The sequence below is a fragment of the Photorhabdus aegyptia genome, assembly GCF_000612035.1.
GTDB classification, from domain to species: Bacteria; Pseudomonadota; Gammaproteobacteria; order Enterobacterales; family Enterobacteriaceae; genus Photorhabdus; species Photorhabdus akhurstii.
This window is the reverse complement of record NZ_JFGV01000006.1, coordinates 1-21859: the sequence shown is the minus strand read 5'-3', so window position 1 is coordinate 21859 and position 21859 is coordinate 1. Positions and strand designations below refer to the sequence as shown.

18 protein-coding genes are annotated in these 21859 nt (G+C 40.5%); 8 read left to right on the top strand and 10 right to left on the bottom strand.

The genetic code is table 11. The annotated features are described in order from the left end of the window. Positions 1 to 366: 366 nt before the first annotated feature. Together BA1DRAFT_RS23700 and BA1DRAFT_RS02705 are read left to right on the top strand one after the other, a co-directional pair. Positions 367 to 819, top strand: coding sequence for a hypothetical protein (locus tag BA1DRAFT_RS23700; protein WP_036775908.1), 453 nt, complete (start codon positions 367 to 369; stop codon positions 817 to 819). A gap of 418 nt (positions 820 to 1237) precedes the next feature. Then, complete coding sequence (locus tag BA1DRAFT_RS02705; RefSeq protein WP_036775907.1) at positions 1238 to 1543, top strand: hypothetical protein; 306 nt, start codon at positions 1238 to 1240, stop codon at positions 1541 to 1543. A 100-nt stretch (positions 1544 to 1643) separates the two neighbouring features. On the opposite strand, the gene BA1DRAFT_RS02700 is transcribed toward BA1DRAFT_RS02705, so the two are convergent. Next, on the bottom strand, positions 1644 to 2009 hold the full coding sequence (locus BA1DRAFT_RS02700) for a helix-turn-helix domain-containing protein (RefSeq protein WP_036775906.1): 366 nt from the start codon (positions 2007 to 2009) through the stop codon (positions 1644 to 1646). Positions 2010 to 2272: 263 nt separating this feature from the next. Here BA1DRAFT_RS02700 and BA1DRAFT_RS02695 point away from each other — a divergent pair, with 263 nt between their 5' ends. Then, entirely contained in the window at positions 2273 to 2887 is a 615-nt protein-coding gene (locus tag BA1DRAFT_RS02695; protein WP_036775905.1) for a hypothetical protein, read from the top strand. A 49-nt stretch (positions 2888 to 2936) separates the two neighbouring features. On the opposite strand, the gene BA1DRAFT_RS02690 is transcribed toward BA1DRAFT_RS02695, so the two are convergent. The 8 genes from BA1DRAFT_RS02690 to ppsR form a co-directional block, all read right to left on the bottom strand. After that, positions 2937 to 3731 (bottom strand): heme ABC transporter ATP-binding protein, encoded by a 795-nt coding sequence (locus tag BA1DRAFT_RS02690; RefSeq protein ID WP_036775904.1) that lies wholly within the window; start codon positions 3729 to 3731, stop codon positions 2937 to 2939. Further along, complete coding sequence (locus BA1DRAFT_RS02685) at positions 3731 to 4732, bottom strand: FecCD family ABC transporter permease (RefSeq protein WP_036775903.1); 1002 nt, start codon at positions 4730 to 4732, stop codon at positions 3731 to 3733. The genes BA1DRAFT_RS02690 and BA1DRAFT_RS02685 overlap by 1 nt, the downstream gene beginning before the upstream one ends. After that, entirely contained in the window at positions 4729 to 5550 is an 822-nt protein-coding gene (locus BA1DRAFT_RS02680; RefSeq protein ID WP_036775902.1) for a heme/hemin ABC transporter substrate-binding protein, read from the bottom strand. Before BA1DRAFT_RS02680 ends, BA1DRAFT_RS02685 begins: the two co-directional genes overlap by 4 nt. Beyond that, complete coding sequence (locus BA1DRAFT_RS02675) at positions 5547 to 6620, bottom strand: hemin-degrading factor (protein WP_036775901.1); 1074 nt, start codon at positions 6618 to 6620, stop codon at positions 5547 to 5549. Before BA1DRAFT_RS02675 ends, BA1DRAFT_RS02680 begins: the two co-directional genes overlap by 4 nt. Before the next feature lie 30 nt (positions 6621 to 6650). After that, a complete protein-coding gene (locus tag BA1DRAFT_RS02670) occupies positions 6651 to 8672 on the bottom strand; it encodes a TonB-dependent hemoglobin/transferrin/lactoferrin family receptor (protein ID WP_036775900.1) in 2022 nt (673 codons plus the stop codon). A gap of 89 nt (positions 8673 to 8761) precedes the next feature. After that, the gene (gene hemP / locus BA1DRAFT_RS02665; RefSeq protein ID WP_082300897.1) at positions 8762 to 8959 is read right to left on the bottom strand and encodes a hemin uptake protein HemP; all 198 of its coding nucleotides are present in this window, start codon (positions 8957 to 8959) and stop codon (positions 8762 to 8764) included. A 173-nt stretch (positions 8960 to 9132) separates the two neighbouring features. Continuing rightward, complete coding sequence (locus BA1DRAFT_RS02660; RefSeq protein ID WP_036775899.1) at positions 9133 to 10179, bottom strand: 3-deoxy-7-phosphoheptulonate synthase; 1047 nt, start codon at positions 10177 to 10179, stop codon at positions 9133 to 9135. Positions 10180 to 10320: 141 nt separating this feature from the next. Further along, positions 10321 to 11202 carry a posphoenolpyruvate synthetase regulatory kinase/phosphorylase PpsR gene (gene ppsR, locus BA1DRAFT_RS02655; protein ID WP_152544264.1) on the bottom strand — a complete coding sequence of 294 codons (882 nt, stop codon included), beginning with the start codon at positions 11200 to 11202 and terminating at the stop codon, positions 10321 to 10323. Between the two features lie 214 nt (positions 11203 to 11416). Here ppsR and ppsA point away from each other — a divergent pair, with 214 nt between their 5' ends. Then, entirely contained in the window at positions 11417 to 13795 is a 2379-nt protein-coding gene (ppsA, locus tag BA1DRAFT_RS02650; RefSeq protein WP_036775898.1) for a phosphoenolpyruvate synthase, read from the top strand. 568 nt (positions 13796 to 14363) lie between these two features. On the opposite strand, the gene ydiK is transcribed toward ppsA, so the two are convergent. Continuing rightward, positions 14364 to 15473 carry an AI-2E family transporter YdiK gene (gene ydiK / locus BA1DRAFT_RS02645; RefSeq protein ID WP_036775897.1) on the bottom strand — a complete coding sequence of 370 codons (1110 nt, stop codon included), beginning with the start codon at positions 15471 to 15473 and terminating at the stop codon, positions 14364 to 14366. Between the two features lie 348 nt (positions 15474 to 15821). On the opposite strand from ydiK, the gene ydiJ reads away from it, so the two are divergent. From ydiJ to BA1DRAFT_RS02625, 4 genes are all read left to right on the top strand, one after another. Next, the gene (ydiJ, locus tag BA1DRAFT_RS02640) at positions 15822 to 18881 is read left to right on the top strand and encodes a D-2-hydroxyglutarate dehydrogenase YdiJ (protein ID WP_036775896.1); all 3060 of its coding nucleotides are present in this window, start codon (positions 15822 to 15824) and stop codon (positions 18879 to 18881) included. Next, positions 18878 to 19294, top strand: coding sequence for a 1,4-dihydroxy-2-naphthoyl-CoA hydrolase (gene menI, locus BA1DRAFT_RS02635; RefSeq protein ID WP_036775895.1), 417 nt, complete (start codon positions 18878 to 18880; stop codon positions 19292 to 19294). The genes ydiJ and menI overlap by 4 nt, the downstream gene beginning before the upstream one ends. Before the next feature lie 211 nt (positions 19295 to 19505). Next, a complete protein-coding gene (locus BA1DRAFT_RS02630) occupies positions 19506 to 20096 on the top strand; it encodes a hypothetical protein (protein WP_051560627.1) in 591 nt (196 codons plus the stop codon). After that, on the top strand, positions 20093 to 21175 hold the full coding sequence (locus tag BA1DRAFT_RS02625) for a DUF262 domain-containing protein (RefSeq protein ID WP_036775894.1): 1083 nt from the start codon (positions 20093 to 20095) through the stop codon (positions 21173 to 21175). Before BA1DRAFT_RS02630 ends, BA1DRAFT_RS02625 begins: the two co-directional genes overlap by 4 nt. Positions 21176 to 21859: the final 684 nt, after the last annotated feature.

The following is a 21859-nucleotide window of genomic DNA, read 5'->3' as shown; positions in this document are numbered from 1 at the left end:
CATATAATTACGGACCACTATTATTAGGAGGATTTTTTCTTTACTGTATGTTTAATGTAAATAACACAATATATGAACCATGTAGCACTAGGTTAAAAATAGAAAAACATACGGTAATCTAATTTGTTATTATAAATTAATGTTGAATGCTTATTTTTTTTAGTTTTAATTTTCTTTGGTATTTTATTGACGCACTATTGGTTCTGCACTATTTTTAAAGTTGAAAAGTGTGTTTATTTTTTATAAGTTTATGGATTATGGTGGTTGAATATGGATGTTCAGTAAATTAGTTAAGTTTTTTAGTTTAATATGATTTTCTATATTTATAACTTGGTGTGAATTCAACCTTATAAGGAATAATATATTATGATTGATCAAAACAATTCTAATAATATAGTTGCACCTAATGTAACGATTTCTGATGTAACTGTGTCTTCCATTCAAATTGCTCCAGAGATAGCCAGAAACAATGTTCATGTAGTAATTGTTGATGATAAAGGTGCTTCACGGGATTTTCTTTTGGATAATTCTGATGGTGGTTATCAAGGGAGTGGTGGTTTAATAGCTTTGATTCTTGCACATCTTAATTCAAAGAAAGTCACTATTAGAACTACCGGATATGAATATAATAAACATGGATATATCAACGGTGTATTAATTAAGGAGGATAAGGGAACTGGCGGCGGAACTGGCGGTGGAACTGGTGGCGGAACTGGCGGTGGAACTGGCGGTGGAACTGGTGGCGGAACTGGTGGTGGAACTGGTGGTGGAACTGGTGGTGGAACTGGTGGTGGAACAGGCGGCGGAACAGGTGGATAATAAAGGATGGTAAAAATTAGGAATGATAGAAGTGAGAATTCCTGTGGAAAATATTATTCGCTATTATTTACGTTAAGGTATTAAAAGTCTATCCCATTAAATTATTTTATTTGCCATTTTAAAATTTGGCCGTATTCAAACTGTCAGCAAAATAATGCCCATTGGGATAAATAGTTAATTGGAATTAATTTCGAATAAAAACCCTGAGGTTTAATCTTTAGGGTTTTTACTCTTTAATAACTGAACATACATGGAGCTTGAGGAAAAAGACACTTATAAATACCTGATATATATTTTTTCAGTTTTCTTCTGCTGGGTTGTTAAGTGCTATTAAAAAGTCATTTTAATTAATACTATTTAATAAATAAGTAGCTTTCGTTAATATACATTGACTAAAAATAAGCAAGATGGTGTTTTTATGTTTTTTATCTGTTTGCTGGCAGTAAAAGATTGTATTTATGGTTGGATGAAGATATTTCATATTATGGTTATGATTTATATGAAAATATTTTTGTTTTTAAATTATACTAATTGGTTTATTCGCAGTGGATTAATAGAACTGAATGAATTTTATTGTCATTTAATAAAATTATTTTCTGAGATAATTTATGCTGGTATATATGGTAATTTTCCTGGAAGACTTATAGAAATTTTTTCTCCATTTCCAGAAAATAACGCGGGGTTAGCCAATAGTTATCTGAAAAGTCTTTATTTGGTTCTTTGAACAATTAGGACGTTAATGAATTCAGATAGCATAGAAATTAAATGGCCAATAAAATATTGACCATTAGGGAATACTATCAATAAGGTTATTATGGACCCGGTTATTGCTTATGATCTAAGAAGTACATTAATTCAGGTAGATTGCCATTTTCTCTGAATCTGGCAGGCGTGGTATTAAAGTGTTTTTTAAAGATCCGAGTGAATGTTGCCTGAGAGCTGAACCCATACTGTAAGGCGATATCAAGGATTGGTAAGTTTTCTTCACGTAGAGATCTTGCTGCTTCATGTAAACGCCGTTTGCGAACATATTCACCCAGGGTATAGCCTTTCACTTCTTTAAACACTCTTTGTAGATGCCACTTTGAATAACCGCTTTTGTCAGCAATGGTCGCTATTTTTATACCTTCGTTACGTTCGAGCTGAGTTTCGAGCCATCTGACAATATCATTTACTACATTTTCTGACATTTTCACCTCCCACTAATGGTGGGCTAGTTGCTAAAGCATTAGATTTCGTTAGTTATTTTCATAATGATAATAACGATGGTTACTAATGTGTGTATTTTAAAATAAATCCGGGATATCTATAGGCAAAAAGTGCTATTTATAATTGATAATTATTATCATTTGTGCAAATTTCCTTTGTTTTAATAATAATTAGCATCAAATGATCTTCACTAATTTATTTAAAACAGTATCATCGTTCGTCATTTAATTTAATGGAGGTTGTAATGCAATCGGACTTGATTTTTTTAACGAAAAAGTTGGCATTTTTTGTTCTTTATGCTCTGATTTTAACTATAGTTATAGGCTTACTCTTTGTTGATGTTATCTATTTGCAGAATGCGGTAAAGGAGAACTCAGTAACTGAAATTTCTCAGGAAAGTATACTGTTTGTTATTTCTGCTGTATTTCTATTAGAAGCAAAGAAGAATTGTCAATTACGTCCCGCATTAGTCTTGATATCAGGTTTTTTTGCTTGTTTATTGATAAGAGAGCTGGATGCTATTTTCGATGAAATATTTCATGGCGCCTGGGCGTGGATTGCTATTCCGTTAGCGCTAATTTGTATTTTTTACGCTGCTTATAAAGGCAGGGATACGTTGGTTGGTCTTGTTCATTTTACCCGCCATCAAAGTTACGGCATGATGGTTGCGGGTATTTTGTGTGTACTCGTTTTTTCTCGCCTGTTTGGTATGGGAGAATTATGGAAAGGTTTGATGCTCGAAAATTTTGATCGAACAGCAAAAAACATGGTTGAGGAAGGGTGTGAACTTCTGGGTTATTGCTTGTGTTTGATTGCAACTTTTTGGTATCTGCCCAATGCAATAAAATTTCGTAAGTGAAAAGTAAGACAGGCAAGAGATTGAAATAATTTGCCTGTCAGATTTGCTGTTATTGCCTCAAATAAATCTGAGGTTGCTGAGTTTCAGGATGGCGGGTAATACCAAGATCTGCTTGGTACCATTTTCTCAGAGTATGATCATTTAGTACCTCTTCTGGTGTACCCGCAGCGACAAGCTTCCCTTTATGTAACAGAAAGATTTTATCTGCATAGAGAGCAGCAAGATTCAGGTCATGTAGAACACAGCACATAGCCATAGGTTGTTCCCGCGTTAGTCGGTAAAGCAGGCGCAAAGTATGTTGCTGGTGGTAGAGATCCAGGGCTGATGTCGGTTCGTCAAGAAATAAACAGCATTCTATTGGTGTTGGATACCAAAGTTGAGCCAGGACGCGAGCGAGTTGTACTCTTTGCTGTTCACCACCGGAGAGTTGCCGGTAGTCGCGGTGACGTAACTCCTGGCAGTCCGTTTGCTCAATGACGGTATCGATCGCTGTCTGTTTATGATGTGTGCCATGAGGAGAACGTCCCATAGCGACCACTTCTTCCACACTGAAAGGGAAGGAGAGTGAGTTATGTTGACGCATGACGGCGCGAGTACGGGCTAATTGTTCCGCCGGCCATTGCTCAATGGGTATTCCATGTAAATAACATTGCCCATGTTCAGGTTTTATATATCCCGTTAATAGTCGCAATAATGTGGATTTCCCAGCGCCATTTGGCCCAATGATGGCGACAATTTCGCCTTTATTTACCGAGAGCGAAACATTATCAATTATTTTCTGGTTGCCAATTGAGTAGCTTAAATTCTGTGCTTGCAGAGAAATATTGTTTTTTATGGCATCCATTATGCACGGTTCCCCGGTTGTTTGAGTATCAACCATAGAAAATATGGACCGCCGATTAAACCAGTGATAAGGCCAACGGGCATTTCTGCCGGGGAGACCAATGTTCTTGCCAGTGTATCCGCAGTAAGCAAAAGAGAAGCTCCGCCTAACGCAGCACCGGGAAGCAGCCAATTATGATCACCGCCAAATCGCATTCTGATCAAATGTGGGACAACTAGCCCAACAAATCCAATAACGCCACTTAATGCAACAGCGCTGCCAATAAGCAGGGCGCTGAGTAGTAATAACTGGAATTTAGTGCGCTGGACATTTATACCAAGATAGTGGGCCTCTTCATCTCCTAATTGCAGCAAATTCAGTTTGCGGGCCTGGCTGAAAGTTAGGATAGTGGCGGGAATAATTAAAGAAGCGGTAATTGCCAACGTCGGCCACTCTATTTGGCTGAGTGAACCCATCATCCATAAGGAGAATTGTCGTAGCTGTTGATCGTCACTGATATAGCTCAGGACGCCAATAGCAGACATACAAAGGGCATTGATAGCAATCCCGGCGAGTAATAAGCGGGCCAGATTTCCGTAGTTATATTTATTGAGTGAAAAAATCAGTAATGAAATTAGCAGGCTGCCAATAAAAGCAGCGATAATATGTCCGTACATAGCAATTGCAGATGGCAGGCTAACGGGCAGAACAATTGCCATTGCAACCATCAGTGCGGCTCCACTGCTGATACCTAGCAGACCAGGATCAGCCAGTGGATTGCGAAATAATCCTTGCATTACAGCGCCGGAAGCCGCTAAAGCACAGCCAACCAATATGGCTAATAGCACCCTTGGCAATCTGATATTAAGCCAGATTTGCCACTGGGGATCACTAATGGAAGATTCCCATAATGTCTTGAAAGATAATGATAATGCGCCAATATTGGCAGAGCCGATAGCCAACCCGGATAATATCAGACAAAGAAACGCTAAACCCAATCCCGGAGACTTCATACGGCTCATTGAGTCTTCTCCGCCGCCTGTCTGAGTTGTTTCATTACTGAGGGGGTTTCGAGGCCAAAACCGAGTAGCCCCATATCATCTACAATTAAAACCTGTTGTTTCTGGCCGGCAGGGGTATGTTTCAAGCCGGGCAATTGCCAGATTTTATCCAAACCGCCCATTGATTTAATCCCATCTTCCGTTACCAATAGCAGATCTGGTGCGCTGGCAATAACACCCTCCTGGGAAAGTGGACGATAATTATTGAAACCTTGCATGGCATTAGTGGCGCCAACAGCGCGAATCATTTTGTCCGCGGCGGTTTTTTGCCCGGCGGCCATTGGCATGATACCCCCGTGACTCATGACAAACAGAATACGGGTGGGCAATGTCGTTGTCGGTATTTCTGCCAGCGATTTTTGATATTGCTGAATCAGTTGTTCACCACGTTCAGCCTGATTGACCGCCTTAGCGACGGTCTTAATTTTTTCAGGAATGGCTTCTAACGCTGCTTTTCCGGTTATCTGAATAACTTCTACGCCAGAATCTTGGAGTTGCTTAAGTGCCAGTGAAGGTTTTGCCAACTCACTGGTTAGAACCAGTGTCGGATTCATAGAGAGAATACCTTCAGGGTTGAGCATTCTCATATAGCCGACATCGGGTAAAGTAAGCAATTCGGTTGGTTTCTGGCTGGTGCTGTCTCTGGCGACAACTTTTTCACCTTCACCAAGTGCAAAAACAATTTCAGATACATCGCCACCGATAGTGACGATCCGTTCAGTGGAAAAAGCATTGAACGATAATACCGCAAGGGCAAATGTCAGAAGCCATTGTTTCATGCTATACACTCTTCCTGTTTTGATTGCAGTTTTGGCAGAGCAGCTATTTGCTCACGCCACTGAGTTTGTTCAGGAGTGCCTTCTGTACGCTGACCAAACAGTTGAGCAATTTGGTTGCCATTAGCATCAAATAGCTCAAGGCTAGTGACAAAACCATCCTCTGTTGGCTTACGAGTTACCCAGCTTTCAGCGATAGCACTCTCTATTAAATGTAGTGTGAAATTGCGGTTAAAGATATTAATCCATTTTTGATCTGAGTTTTCTTCCTGATGTGGCATCAGTCGTTCCAGCTTTCCGGTGAAAATTTGTACGCAGCCGTGGTTGCTAACGAAAATCATGATTTCATTCTGATCGTTATAAGCGGTGTTGATGAGCTCATTCAGCGCAGAATTTTCCACCTTGTAAGCCAGATCATCCTGTACCGCATTGAAAACTTGCTGGCGGTTCAGATTATGACGTTTAAGTAACGTGAAGAATTGATGAACGTTAGTCATTGCTCGCCACTCTTCATCAAGCTGGGCTTTCAGTTCATTTGTTACGGTTGAATAGGTGGTTTCTTCTATAGGTTTGATGACCAATTCAGGGTTGTCTTCTGTCTGGTATTTTTCAATCAGCGCTTCCCAGGCTGCCATATTAGTATTGTTTGTTGCATAAACTTTATGCAATGCATCACCCTGATGATCAAAAAATTGAATGCTATGGCGCATACCATTTTTTGCGGGTTCAACCAGATAAAATATACTACTCCAAAGTTCAAAGAATATCCGCAAGTCGAGTTCACGAGGATTCAGGACTAGCCCTGCATGGCTGCTGAAACGTGTATTTTCATAACGGCCAATCTGTTCATGAACAGCAAAATCGTTGCGGGTGATCGCTTTAGTTTCACCAACAATAGCTAACTCTTCCAGTAAAGTTGGGGCGTCAACGTTAAGGCGTTTGGCATCGATGCCAACGCGGCTATGCAATAATTCACCTTCACTGACATTCAGATAGGCAGCTAAATCACGGGCATATTTGGCCTTATTATCAGTTTTGGCTTGCAAGTAACGTTCATAAAGTGACGAATTCACAGTTTAACTCCTTGAAATATATTTATTTAATTACCACTGGTAACTGACTAGCAGTTTGGCATTGCGGCCATCCTGAGGTGTTCCTTGTGGCGAGTAGTATTCTTTATCAAAAGCATTGCCCAAAACTGCCGTGGTAGTCACACCTTTTAGCATTCCTTCACCTTGATAGCTGACATAGAAATCATTAACACCGTAGCCAGCTTGTTGTTTAGGATCTCTACCTCTGGCATCTTTACCTTTGAAATTAGTATGCTTGGTGAATTGACCTACCCAGCCGATAGAGAAACCGGTTTGTGCAATAGGGATATCCAAGATGCTGGTGATAGTATCTGGGCTAAGGTTATCTAGAGAATCACCGCTTTGTTCATCTTTACCTTCTGTGCGGTTGTAAGCCAGTTCCCAGGAGAACAGATTGGATTCATAGTTTATGGAAGCATCCCATCCCCAGATCTTGGCTCTAGATATATTGATAGATGTTGTATTCCTTCCTCGATTGACTACATCTGACTTAATATAATCTTTAGCTTTAGTATCAAAATAACTCGCTTTGAATTTCAGTTCGTCATTATCTGCCAGTAAATTATCGAAACGTAAACCAAAACCAGACTCCCACGTTCCATTAGTTTCTGGGCGGAGATTTGGATTGGGAATCCAGAAATTTCCGGGATAGTGCATAGAATCGTTATACATTTCTCCCATTGTCGGGGCACGGAAGGCTTGAGCGTAAGAGGTAAACAGCATCGACCAGTCAGTTGGCGTGATACTGATGGCACCTTTGGAAGACCATTTATCTGCGCTAACAGCCTCATCTTTAGAATTCGTTCCCTTATAGTTGTCATAGCGAGTGCCGGCGATAATAGAGACTGGCAGGTCGCGCAGCGTCATCTCATCTTGCAACCAGCCTGAATAAAAACGGATATCAGCATCGGGGAAGCTATCTGTATTGCCGTTTGGGGTCTGTTTCTGTTTGTAAGTTTCACCACCGTAGGTAAATTGATGCGCCAGCGGGCTATCTGTCCACAGGCGGGAGCGGTTTTCCAATTTTACGCCATAGGTTTTCTGTTCACGGCCTTCGAACCCTTTTCCTTTAGTACGGGCATCAATAGTGATATCAGAATAATAGAGGTCAGTTTTAGCATTTAACCAATCATATTCCGCTGGATTTAATTGGTAGCTAAGTTGGGCATCACGTTGAGTTGTCGTGCGGTCAGTCCAACTGCTAGGAGCTTTATTTTTTCCGGTGAGTGTTTGTGGATTTTTAGGTTGATTCGCCTCATTACGGTAGTAGCGTAACTGACTGCTCAGGGACTGGTTGTCATCAATTTTCCAGCTGCCTTTTGCCATCAGGTTACTGATAAATTCATCATTATCGCCAACCACACCACCACCGTGGCGGATATTACCTGAATCACGGGTACTGAAGGCAAATACACCATCCAGGGATTCAGTTTTTGCGAAAGTCGCACCACCAAAGCCCATACTATGGTCGCCGGTTGCACCGCGGGCAAAAACGCGGAATCCGTGATCTTGACCTGCTTGCAAAAGGTCTGCTGCATCAACGGTTTGATAAGCGATCACACCACCTAAGGCACCACTGCCGTAAAGTAGGGCAGAAGGGCCACGTACAACTTCGACTTGTTTAATTAATGCCGGGTCCAGGAACGTACCATTGATATGACCGGTATCGGTACCTTGGCGAATACCATCAATCAATGTCAAAACACCTTTTGGACCATAACCGCGCAGACTAACATCTTGCCCATTAGCACGGTTTGTTCCGGCTATGTTAATGCCGGGTATTTTTCTGATGAGATCATTAGCATTACCTGCTGTCTGACTTTGTGGTGACTTACTGTTTATCACAGTGACCATCATGGGAGCTTCGAAACTATCCCTTTCATTACCTGTGGCATAAACAGTTATCACATCACGGGATGATGATTTATCACTGCTGGAATCGGACGATTCTGTTGCTGCATGAGCAGAAATAGTACTAATAATCGCTAAACTTAATGCTGATAGTTTAAGTGTTGATCTTGCAGATTGAGACATCAGACGAATCTCCATAATAATATTTTATGAGTTATGGATATAGCTGGCTGCCCCGATACGCGATCCGGGTGGCTGGCTGAGTTATTATTTTATTTAGTTAGTATCAGCTTGCCGGCTTTAGTTTGGCGTAATTGGTAGAATTCTCCTTGGTGACGAATTCTGGTAATTCCTAGCTCACCTAATAGTTGTTTACTGTCAATGTAGCCAATTTCTACAATTTCAGTAGGATAGATGTTGTAATGTTTTTCAAGCGCAATGCAAGAATGTTGGTGACATATTTTAGTCATAAAACCACTTTGCGAATACTAACTATTATCATAGTGAGAATTATTATCGTTATATGAAGGGGCGACTTCAAGCAATATTTTTGGTGGTCATGATCATCACATTAATAAAATTTTACTAATTTGTTGTCAGTTAGCCTTTTATGAATGAATAAAGGCTAACTCAGAATAAGGATTCAGAAACGGTAACTTACTGATTCGGCGAGAATGTCAATAAGTTGTTCTGTATCTTGCCAGTTTAGACAAGGATCTGTGATCGATTGACCGTAATTTAGCGGTTGTCCTTGAATGATTTTCTGGGTGCCTTCAACCAGAAAACTTTCAGCCATCACACCGACAATAGCGGTAGAACCCTCTTGAATCTGTTGGCCCACCTCTTTTGCTATAGTCAGTTGGCGTTTATGTATTTTCTGACAATTGCCATGACTAAAATCGACAACTAAATGTTCTGGTAAATTAAATTCGCGTAGCTGGGCACAAGCTATAGCGATATCTTGGGCACTGTAATTAGGCTGTTTGCCTCCACGCATAATAATGTGGCCGTATGGGTTGCCTTCGGTTTGATAGATAGTCATTTGACCGTGCTTATCAGGCGAGAGAAATGTGTGATGGACACTGGCTGCGCGGATTGCATCTATGGCGATACGGATGTTGCCGTCCGTTCCATTTTTAAAACCAACAGGACAGGAGAGGGCGGATGCCATTTCACGGTGAATCTGGCTTTCTGTTGTTCTGGCTCCGATAGCGCCCCAACTGATCAGATCGGCAATATATTGGCCGGTCACCATATCCAGAAATTCGGTTGCCGTGGGTAAACCCAATTCATTGACGTCGACCAGTAATTTCCGGGCCAAAGTAATTCCCCGATTTACCTGGCAAGAGCCGTCGAGATAGGGATCTGAAATTAAACCTTTCCAGCCTACTACTGTGCGCGGTTTCTCAAAATAGGTGCGCATAATAATCTCCAGTCTGTGCTGGTATTTTTCACGCAATCTGTTTAGTCGCTGTGCATAATCTAAAGCAGCATCAATATCATGAATAGAACAAGGACCGATGATTACCATAAGCCGTGGGTCATTCCCGCAGAGAATATCAGCAATGCGTTTCCGTGACGCTGTAACATTGTTAGCGATTTTTTCGGAGACGGGAAATTGAATTGCAAGAGCTTGAGGTGTTACCAAACTATCGACACGGTGAGTCCTTAAACCATCTGTTTTATACATATATTTTCTCAAAGTTCGTTTCACATTAGCAGGCATATCTATAGGTAATTGAAATTACAATAAACGAAAACGACTAAGTTAAACAAATGATATAATTAATCATATGATGAATTTTTTTCCGTTATTCCTATTGATATATTTTTAAAACATTCGGCGGTTTAGCTTCATCATGTCGATTATTTTGGTCGAGATTTCTTCAACAGAATAATTGGTGGTGTTAAGATAATTAATCTTATTTTTGCGGAATAAAGCTTCAACTTCTGAAATTTCTATTCTACATTGCCTTAATGATGCATAACGGCTATTTTCTCGACGTTCTTCCCTAATCGCCGCCAGCCGCTCAGGGCTTATAGTTAAACCGAATAACTTATGCTGAAATTGTTTTAATGTCGCAGGTAATTGTAAATTGTCCATATCATCCGCCGTAAAAGGATAATTTGCAGCCTGAATACCAAATTGCATGGCTAAATAGAGGCTGGTGGGTGTTTTTCCACAGCGAGATACGCCCAATAGGATAACCTGTGCCTGGTCCAGATTACGTAAAGAGATACCATCATCATGGGCCAGGGCATAATCAATAGCCGCTATGCGTGCATCGTACTGACTGAGATTCTTTTCAGTCAGACCGTGGGTACGATTAAGTTCGGGTTTGGGTTCCAATCCGGTTTCTTGCTGTAATGGGGCAACGAGTGTCTGTACAATGTCCTGACAAAATCCTTCGCTGCTGGTAATAATATTTTTCACTCCAGAAGAGATAATGGAATAGAAAACTAAAGGTCTTATACGCGTATCTTGATATATCTGGTTTATTTGTTGCTTTATTTCTTTTGCGCGAGTTTCATTGGCGACAAAAGGAAGAGTATAAGCAGTTATTTTGATGGGAAATTGTGATAAGACAGCATGGCCCAATACTTCTGCGGTAATTGCCGTGCCATCTGAAATAAAGAAAACGGTACGTTCAACATTCTCAACGCCTTCAACATTATTACGTTCCACTGATGTTGCTAATCTGAATTCTGCCATGATATTTATAGTGACCTTTTATCTTGCAATTGTTGAGTTGAATAAAACTGGGTATCGATTTTCTGCAAAGTATACCTAAGAAAAAAATAATGTGTTGGGTTGATCGATTCACCTTTCTATGTATGCGAAAACATTGTGTTAGTCTATTTATGGCTGCTCTATGCAGCGCCAATTTTCCGATTTGTATCTTACGAATGTTAAAAGGATTGTTTGAATGCCCAATAATGACCTCACCCCGCATAATGTGCTTTGGTATAACCAATTAGGTATGCATGATATTGACCGGGTTGGTGGTAAAAACGCCTCCTTGGGAGAAATGATCACTCATCTGTCAGAATTGGGGGTTTCTGTCCCGAATGGTTTCGCTACGACAGCACAGGCATTTAATGATTTCTTGGAACAAAGTGGTGTCAATCAGCGTATTTATGACTTGCTGGATGAAACGGATGTTGATGATATTAATCAACTCTCTAAAGCCGGCGCGCAAATTCGCCAATGGGTGATTGATACGCCATTTACGCCACAACTGGAAAAAGATATTCAGGATGCTTATCAACAGTTGTCTGACGGAGAGCCGGAAGCCTCTTTTGCTGTACGTTCTTCGGCCACCGCTGAAGATATGCCTGATGCCTCTTTTGCCGGGCAGCAGGAAACTTTTCTAAACGTGCAAGGCATTGATGCGGTGATGGTTGCTATCAAGCATGTGTTTGCTTCATTGTTTAATGATCGCGCTATCTCCTATCGTGTCCATCAAGGATATGACCATCGGGGGGTTGCGCTGTCTGCGGGTGTACAACGTATGGTGCGTTCTGATCTCGCCTCTTCCGGTGTGATGTTCACTATTGATACTGAATCAGGGTTTGATCAGGTTGTTTTTATTACCTCTGCTTACGGATTGGGTGAGATGGTTGTTCAGGGCGCCGTGAACCCAGATGAGTTTTATGTCCATAAATCAACTCTGAATAAGGGAAAACCGGCAATTGTGCGGCGTAATCTGGGTTCTAAAAAACTGCATATGATCTATGCTGACAATAAAGAACACGGTAAGCAGGTACGTATCGAAGATGTAGCAGAATCACAACGCAATCGTTTCTCTTTAGCGGATGAAGAAGTTGAGGCATTAGCGCGTCAGGCGTTATTAATTGAAAAACATTATGGCCGGCCAATGGATATTGAATGGGCTAAAGATGGTCATAACGGCAAGTTGTACATTGTTCAGGCGCGTCCTGAGACTGTCCGCTCAAACCAGCAGGTTATGGAGCGTTACCAACTGAATGAACGAGGTCAGGTGTTGGTGGAAGGACGCGCCATCGGCCATCGTATTGGCGCAGGTCGAGTAAAAGTTATTCACAATTTGAATGAAATGGATCGCATCCAACCGGGTGATGTTCTGGTCACTGATATGACCGATCCCGACTGGGAGCCTATTATGAAAAAAGCCGCTGCGATTGTGACTAACCGAGGCGGACGAACCTGTCACGCAGCGATTATCGCCCGTGAATTGGGCATTCCCGCAGTTGTTGGATGCGGTGATGCAACGGAACGTTTGAAAGAGAATCAGCCGGTGACAGTTTCCTGTGCCGAAGGTGATACGGGTTTTGTTTATCAAAATCAACTGGACTTTACTGTACAAAGTTCTCAGGTCGATCAGTTACCGGAGCTTGATGTAAAAATTATGCTGAATGTCGGCAACCCAGATCGTGCATTTGATTTTGCCCGATTGCCGAATGACGGCGTAGGTCTTGCTCGTTTGGAGTTTATTATTAATCGGATGATTGGCGTACATCCTCGCGCATTATTGGAGTTTGATCAGCAAACTCTGGAGTTACAGCAGGAGATAAAATCGCTGATGGCCGGTTATGACAATCCGGTTGAATTCTATATTGGGCGCTTGACTGAGGGGATTGCTACTCTGGCGGCTGCGTTCTGGCCGAAACGGGTTATTGTGCGTTTGTCCGACTTTAAATCTAATGAATATGCCAATCTGGTTGGCGGTGACATTTATGAACCTGATGAAGAGAACCCCATGCTAGGTTTCCGTGGTGCAGGGCGTTATGTTTCTGACAGTTTCCGTCGCTGTTTCGCATTAGAGTGCGAAGCGGTTAAACGCGTACGTAATGATATGGGGTTGACCAACGTCGAAATTATGATCCCGTTTGTTCGTACGGTAGCTCAGGCTGAAGCGGTTATTGCTGAACTGGCATCCCAAGGGTTGAAGCGTGGTGAGAATGGCTTGAAAGTCATTATGATGTGTGAGATTCCGTCCAACGCAATTCTGGCAGAACAGTTCCTTGAACATTTTGATGGCTTCTCTATTGGTTCTAATGACATGACTCAATTGACTCTTGGTTTGGATCGGGATTCTGGGGTGGTATCTGAACTATTTGACGAACGTAATGATGCGGTCAAGGCCATGCTCTCATTAGCTATTCAGGCGGCCAAACGTCAAAACAAGTATGTGGGAATTTGTGGTCAAGGGCCTTCAGACCATCAGGATTTCGCTCACTGGTTGATGAAAGAGGGTATTGACAGCCTGTCATTAAATCCAGATACCGTTGTAAAAACTTGGTTAGGATTAGCAAAAGTGAGTTAATTGAGAATAATACGCAATTGAAATTAAAGGCCCGTCAAAATAATGGCGGGTTTTTTCACGATTAAGGTTGCTGATTACAGTTTCTGTGGAAAAGCATAAAAGTAACGAAAAAAAAAGCCTATCATGGGCGTGATAGGCAAGGACTACACACAGCAATATAGGAGCTTCTAACAAGTAGAACCATCAAAAGGAGAAATAAACGTCTCGTTCATAGCCTGTTTATATTAATTTAGTTATATGGTTTATTCATTAAGAATTGTCCTAATTTCCGTATTATTTACGACTAAAATGAGCCAGATTTAACTAAATTTTAACAATTTTTTCACAATAATTATATTTAATGAATAAGTGCCGCAAAAGAGTGGTAAGTTTTATAAGATTATGCTTTAGCGAAAGAGCTAATTCTCTTTCGCTGTGTAAGTCAGAATTAATTATACCCTATGGATTTCAAGATGGATCGCGACGGCAAGGGAGCGAATCCCCGGGAGCATAGATAACTATGTGACCGGGGTGAGTGAGCGCAGCCAACAAAGAGGCAACTTGAAAGATAACGGGTATATCATACAAATTATTCTGACAATTCTTGTTCCAGATATTTTTCCGTTTCGGCTAAATCATTTTCAGGCTCTGGGACTTCATTCATCCATGCGATTAATAAACGATAAGCAACCGCTAATACAACGGGGCCGATGAATAAGCCAATCATGCCAAATGAGAGTATTCCACCAATGACGCCTATTAATATCAGCGCCATAGGTAAATCTGCGCCCAAACGAATTAAAAATGGGCGAAGAAATCCATCCATTGTGGTTACGATGCAGCTCCAGACCAGTAGCACGGTTCCCCAGGTTGTATCACCGGTCCAGTAAAGCCAGGCGACAGCAGGAACTAAAATCAGTAATGGGCCAAGCTGAGCGACACAGCAGACAAACATAAGTACTGTCAGCAACGTAGCATAAGGAATGCCGGAAACAGCCAGACCGAGACCACCGATAATAGCTTGAACCAGCGCGGTAACGACTACGCCGAGCGCGACGGCGCGGATAGATTGCGCTGCCAATAGAATGGCGGCATCTCCGCGTTTATTTGCCAGGCGAATGGCAAAATGGCGAATACTTAGCGTCACCTGTTCGCCTTTCAGATATAAGAGAACGCTGAATAGCACCATCAAACCGAGATGGAATACGAAGCGCCCGGCATTTGCTGCTTGAGTAAAGAACCAGGTTGCTGCTTCTCCAATATAAGGCTGGACTTTAGCTATCAGGACATTTCCGCCATCAGTAATGAGCGAGTTCCAACCACTGTAAAGTTTATCGCCAACCAGAGGAATGCTATTCAGCCAGGTCATTGTCGGTATCTGAAAATGGGTGGGGGATTTAGCCCACTGGATTAATGGCGCACTGTTTTCCAATAAGCTGCTGACCAGTAATGCGACAGGGATCACAAATAATAGAATTAGCAGTAGCGTCATGATGGAGACGGCAATCCAGCGTTTACCCCATAAACTGTTTTGTAGTTTTTCTAATAATGGCCAGGTGGCGATAACAACCATGCCGGCCCAGACAAAACCGAAGATAAAGGGTTTTATCACCCAAAAACTAGTAACAATTAACAGTGATAAGAAAATTAAAGTAAATAATAGCTTTGGCAGGTCATAATGTGGTTGAGATTTGTCCATAAGTTAATTTCTCTCAGGGAGTTAGTGGCGCTAAAGATAATGAATAAATAGGATGTTATCTATACCCGTCATCTTTCAAGTTGCTTCTTTGTTGGCTGCATTCACTCACCCCGGTCACATAGTTATCTATGCTCCCGGGGATTCGCTCCCTTGCCGCCGCGATGCATCTTGAAATCCATAGGGTATATAGGTTACTCAAAATAGGTGAATATTATGATAAGGTAAACGCTTGCCTTCTCAGACAAATCAGTTAACGGTGGTAAATGATTACGGCTGATTAAGGCATTGATTCAAAGATAGTATAAATGGAGCAATGTGGACACTCATTTTAAAAGGGTCAAAACGACAATGATCCCACGCATATCACAAGCACCGCACGTCAGTGAGGTCGCACAGAAGTTCTTGGATACATTAAAGGAACAAGGATTTACCGGAGATGTTGCAAGCAGTTATGCTGATCGTCTGACAATGGCGACAGATAACAGTATCTACCAACTCTTACCACAGGCTGTCGTTTTCCCCCGATCCAGTGCCGATGTGGTTTTATTGGCTCGTATCGCCGGTGAAAAAGAGTATCAGCATTTGACATTTACTCCACGCGGTGGCGGTACAGGCACAAACGGTCAGGCGCTTAATGATGGCATTGTGGTGGATATGTCCCGCTATATGAATCGTATCCTTGAGATTAACCCGGAGCAAGGTTGGGTCAGAGTTGAAGCGGGGGTGATTAAAGACCAACTGAACCAATATTTGCGTCCATATGGTTATTTCTTCTCACCAGAGCTTTCAACCAGTAACCGTGCAACATTGGGCGGCATGATTAATACCGACGCATCCGGTCAGGGTTCACTCGTCTATGGTAAAACTTCTGATCATGTTCTTAGCCTGCGGGCCGTTCTATTAGGGGGGGAATTACTTGACACCCGCGCTATGGATATAGCCCAGGCGGAATCGATTGCGCAAGAAGATTCGGTTGTCGGTCGCATTTATAACACGGTGCTTAGTCGTTGCCGTGAACAACGTGAACTTATTGTTGAAAAATTCCCCAAACTCAATCGTTTTCTGACCGGTTACGATTTGCGCCATGTTTTCAGTGACGATATGCAGAAATTTGACTTGGGGCGTATCTTAACTGGTTCAGAAGGAACACTCGCTTTTATTACCGAAGCGGTTTTGGATATTACCCCGCTGCCGAAAGTCAGGCGGCTGGTGAATGTGAAATATGATTCATTTGATTCTGCATTGCGTAATGCTCCTTTTATGGTGAAGGCAAAGGCGTTATCGGTTGAAACCGTGGATTCCAAGGTGTTGAATTTGGCGCGTGAGGATATCGTCTGGCATTCAGTTAAGGAATTGATCACTGATGTTCCTAACAAAGATATGCAGGGGTTGAATATTGTTGAATTCAGTGGCGATGATCAACCTTTGATAGAGCGGCAAGTAGAAACACTTTGTCAGCGCCTTGATGAACTGATGGATGGCAAGCAAGCAGGGGTTATTGGTTATCAAATTTGCCGAGAGTTAGCTGATATTGAGCGTATTTATGCAATGCGCAAGAAAGCGGTTGGCTTGTTGGGTAACAGTAAAGGTGCGGCGAAACCTATTCCTTTTGTGGAAGATACATGTGTGCCGCCACAGCATCTTGCTGATTATATTGCGGAATTCCGGCAGCTATTGGATAGCCATCATCTCAATTATGGTATGTTTGGTCATGTGGATGCGGGGGTGCTGCATGTTCGGCCGGCGCTGGATATGTGTGATCCTCAGCAAGAGATACTGATGAAACAGATTTCTGATGAAATTGTCAGTCTTACGGCACGTTATGGTGGTTTGCTGTGGGGAGAGCATGGTAAAGGATTTCGTGCTGAATACAGTCCGGCGTTTTTTGGTCGTATTTTGTATGAAGAATTACGCCGGATTAAGGCGGCCTTTGACCCGGATAACCGCTTGAATCCGGGTAAAATTTGTCCACCGATGGGGGTTGATGCCTCTATGATGCAAGTCGATGCCGTCAAGCGAGGAACTTATGACCGGACAATTCCGGTAAATGTCAGGAATACATTCCGTGGTGCTATGGAGTGTAATGGGAATGGGCTCTGTTTTAATTTCGATGTAAAAAGCCCGATGTGTCCATCAATGAAAGTGAGTCAGCAACGTATCCATTCGCCGAAAGGACGCGCGACACTCGTGCGTGAATGGCTGCGCCTTTTGGCTGAACAGGGTGTGGACCCGACGTTACTGAAACAGGGATTAGAACAAAAACGACCAAGTTTGCGAGGGTTGATTGAGAAGACTCACAATAGCTGGCAGGCATGGCGTGGAGAATATGACTTTTCTCACGAAGTGAAAGAGGCAATGTCTGGTTGTCTGGCATGTAAAGCTTGCTCAACGCAGTGCCCGATTAAAATTGATGTTCCGTCATTTCGTGCACGTTTTCTTGAGTTATATCACGGTCGCTATTTTCGCCCTTTACGTGATCATATCGTGGCGAGTGCGGAAAGCAGTACGCCATTAATGGCTAAGGTTCCTCGGGTCTTTAATTTCTTTCTGAAACAGCCGTGGATGCAAGAGTTGAGTCGCCGGACTATCGGCATGGTGGATTTACCCTTATTATCCAGCCCGACGCTGCACCAACAACTGGCGGGTCATTATGCGCTTTCGACCACACTGGAACGGCTTGAAAAAATGGATCAGGCTCATCGTAACGAACATGTATTGATCGTTCAGGATCCGTTCACTAGTTACTACGACGCTAAAGTTGTGGCTGATTTTGCCTATTTGGTAGAGAAATTGGGATATAAACCGGTATTGCTGCCATTTTCTCCAAATGGTAAAGCACAACATATCAAAGGATTTTTATCCCGTTTTGCTAAAACGGCCAGGAAAACGTCAGATTTTCTGAACCGGGTTGCTGAGTTGGGTATTCCTATGGTCGGTGTCGATCCAGCGCTGGTACTGTGCTACCGGGACGAATATAAAGAAATCTTGGGAGAACAGCGTGGGAAGTTTGAGGTTCAGCTTGTTCATGAATGGTTGATTAATACCTTACCGGAGAAAAGTAACCATGAAGAAAGATCAGGTGATAAATGGTATCTATTTGGACATTGTACTGAAGTGACTATGCTACCGGGCAGTAGTCAACAATGGGGAAAAATTTTCCATCGGTTGGGTAGCAAGCTGGATAATATCAGTGTAGGCTGCTGTGGCATGGCTGGAACCTATGGTCATGAAAACAAAAATATAGAACACTCTATTGGTATCTATAAATTATCCTGGCAACCTGCCTTGCAGAAATTACCATTGGAGCGTTGTCTAAGCTCCGGTTATTCCTGCCGCAGTCAGGTTAAGCGGATAGAAGGGCAAGTACTTAAGCATCCGTTGCAAGCTTTATTGGAGATAATCCCATGATTTGGAAACGTGATATTGGACTGGATAGCCTGAATCAAGTAAATAGCCAATGTATGATGGGCCATCTGGGTATAAAAATCACGCATATCGGTGATGACTATATTGAAGGCACAATGCCGGTGGATCATCGCACCCGTCAGCCATTTGGTTTATTGCATGGCGGGGCATCTGTTGTGCTGGCAGAATCACTCGGTTCTTTAGCTGGGTATCTCTGTTCCGAAGGTGAGAAAAAAGTTGTTGGATTGGAAATTAATGCTAACCATATTCGGTCGGTTCGTAGTGGTGAGGTAAAAGGTGTATGTAAACCTCTTCATATTGGCCGCAATCACCAGGTGTGGCGAATTGATATTTTTGATGAGCGGCAACATTTGTGCTGTACCTCTCGGTTAACCACATCAATTTTGCCTGGATAAAATATAAAACAAAAATGAAAGTAGGTTATTGTATGGATAAATAACCTACTATTTAAGTGAAAAAGTTATTTATTTACGTATTAAATTTAATTGTGATAATCCTCCAAGAAATAGATTTTTTATAGATATTATTGATGTTTTTATAATATTATTATTTATATAAATTGTATTTTCATATATCTTGTAAAATTAAATATTAAGTGGAACAGAAATGGCAGATTATATGAGAGGGATTGATGTTGGTATAGATAATAATATTCCACATCATGAAATAGTGAGAAAAATATACTTATGCTATCCAACACATGTTTTTCATAATAATGAAGAGCTACAATATGAAATATTTAATCAGATTAGCTCTAAATTTTGCATACCATTTTCGTCAATACATGTTGTTGGATCTGCAAAAATTGGTCAAAGCATATATAAATCTTCTACATTCTCTCCAGGAAATTCTGATTTAGATATTGCGATTATTAGTTATGAATTATTTATTAGGTACTCGGAAATTGTTTTTTATAAAACAAAAGGATTTCAAGATATAAGAGACTTTCCTCGAGATAGAGAGAGTAATAGAAGTAAATTTGCACAATATAAAAATTGTATTTCTAAAGGAATATTTAGGCCGGATTTAATGCCGTATTGCCCTGAAAAAGAAGATTGGTTCTCATTTTTTAACAAGTTGTCTCAAAGTTATAGATGCTTATTTAAATCTATAAATGCTGGCATATATCAATCACAATGCTTTTTTGAAATTAAACAATCTGATATAATTGAAAAATATAGAGAGGGGGTAATATGATAGATTATAGAGTTCGCTCAGTTTCTTTGCTAAATTTAGTGAATGATATTCGTAGTAAAAAATTAATACCTGACGCATATTTTCAAAGAAATTTGGTCTGGAGAGAAACACATAAAGTAGATTTTATTGATACAATATTGTCTGGTTATCCTTTTCCGCAGATATTTATATCGAAAGGGAAAATTGATGTAGATAGAATGATAACAGTTTCTTGTATTGTTGATGGACAGCAAAGAACAAATGCGATAATGGAATTTATTGATGATAAATTTCCTGTGAGAAATAAATACTTTAATGAATTAGATGGTGATGAGAAAGCTAATTTTCTAAAGTATGAAATAGCAGTCATTGAGCTTGATCTTGAAAATGACGATCCTAAGGTTAATGATATATTTCAGAGAATTAATAGAACATCAAATTCTTTGACAATTATAGAAAAGTTAGCATCTCAATATTCTACATCAGATTATATGCTTGTTGCGAAATTATTGACTGATCAAATCGATGTATCTTGGATGGAAGATGAAGAAGCTCAGTTCAAAGAAGATCCAAATATTCCTGTAGAATTTTACTCTTGGGCAAAAACTAAGGAAGTTAATAATTTTAGAAAATTAATTTTGGAAAAGGGTATTTACACATCAAGAGATTTGAGTAGAAAAGTACATTTAATTCATATATTGAATATTATGTCAACATATCTATATTCATTTTTTAATAGGAATGATAAGACATATGATTATTTGAATAGTTATTCTTATGTGTTTGAAGAAAAAGACGATCTTATTGATAATTTTGAAAAAACAGCTTCTATTATATTAAAAATGAAATTTACTAGTAAATCCTATTGGTTGAATAAAGCTAATTTTTTTACTTTATTCTTGTCTATTGTAGGTAATGTTAGAAATAAAAATATTATCAATGTATCCTTACTTAAGGAAAAATTGAATTATTTTTCAGATAATCTTCCTGATGATTATAAATTGGCGGCGAGTGAGGCTGTTAATAATAAAAAAGAAAGACAGTTAAGGGCTGTATATATAGATAAAATAGTTTCTGAATGTATTAGCTGTCAGCTTTGAACCGCTTTTTTGTAAAGTGGCAAAGTTTCCTAATTATTATTTGGCTGATTGTTATTTTAATCCGGAGGATAAATTATTCTCCGGTATATTTTAAACCCTATCTTGAATCATGACTCTTTATGAACTTTTTGTGTTTTTATCATGCGTCAATAAGTACAAAATAGCACAATTGATAAGACTAATAATTTATAGATAAAATGGTAAATTAAAGATATTTCTTCATATGAAATGAACATAAATTATCGTGTTTGTGTGAAATTTACTCTGATTGAGATATATCCTCTTCCTATTGGTTAACCACATCAGTTTGTCTAGATAAAATATAAAAAAGTAGAAGTAGGTTATTATGTGGAATAACCTACTATTTAAGTGAAAAGGTTATTTATTTACGTATTAAATTTAATTGTGATAACCTTTGAGAAGTATATATATTTATGAAGCTTATCAATATTTTTATAATATTATGGGTTGTTTGATTGTATATGTCCGATGAATAGAAATGGTGAATTATCTTAAAATAATTAATATTGGAATAGGGAAAGATCTAATTATAAATTTTTATTCAAATCTGTAAAGGCCAGTATATATCATTATCCACGTGAATATGAGTAACGTCACACAAATAATGATCAAACTCAATATTGCGATTTTTTGCGGCTTCATAGCCTTCTCTCCTTGCTTTTT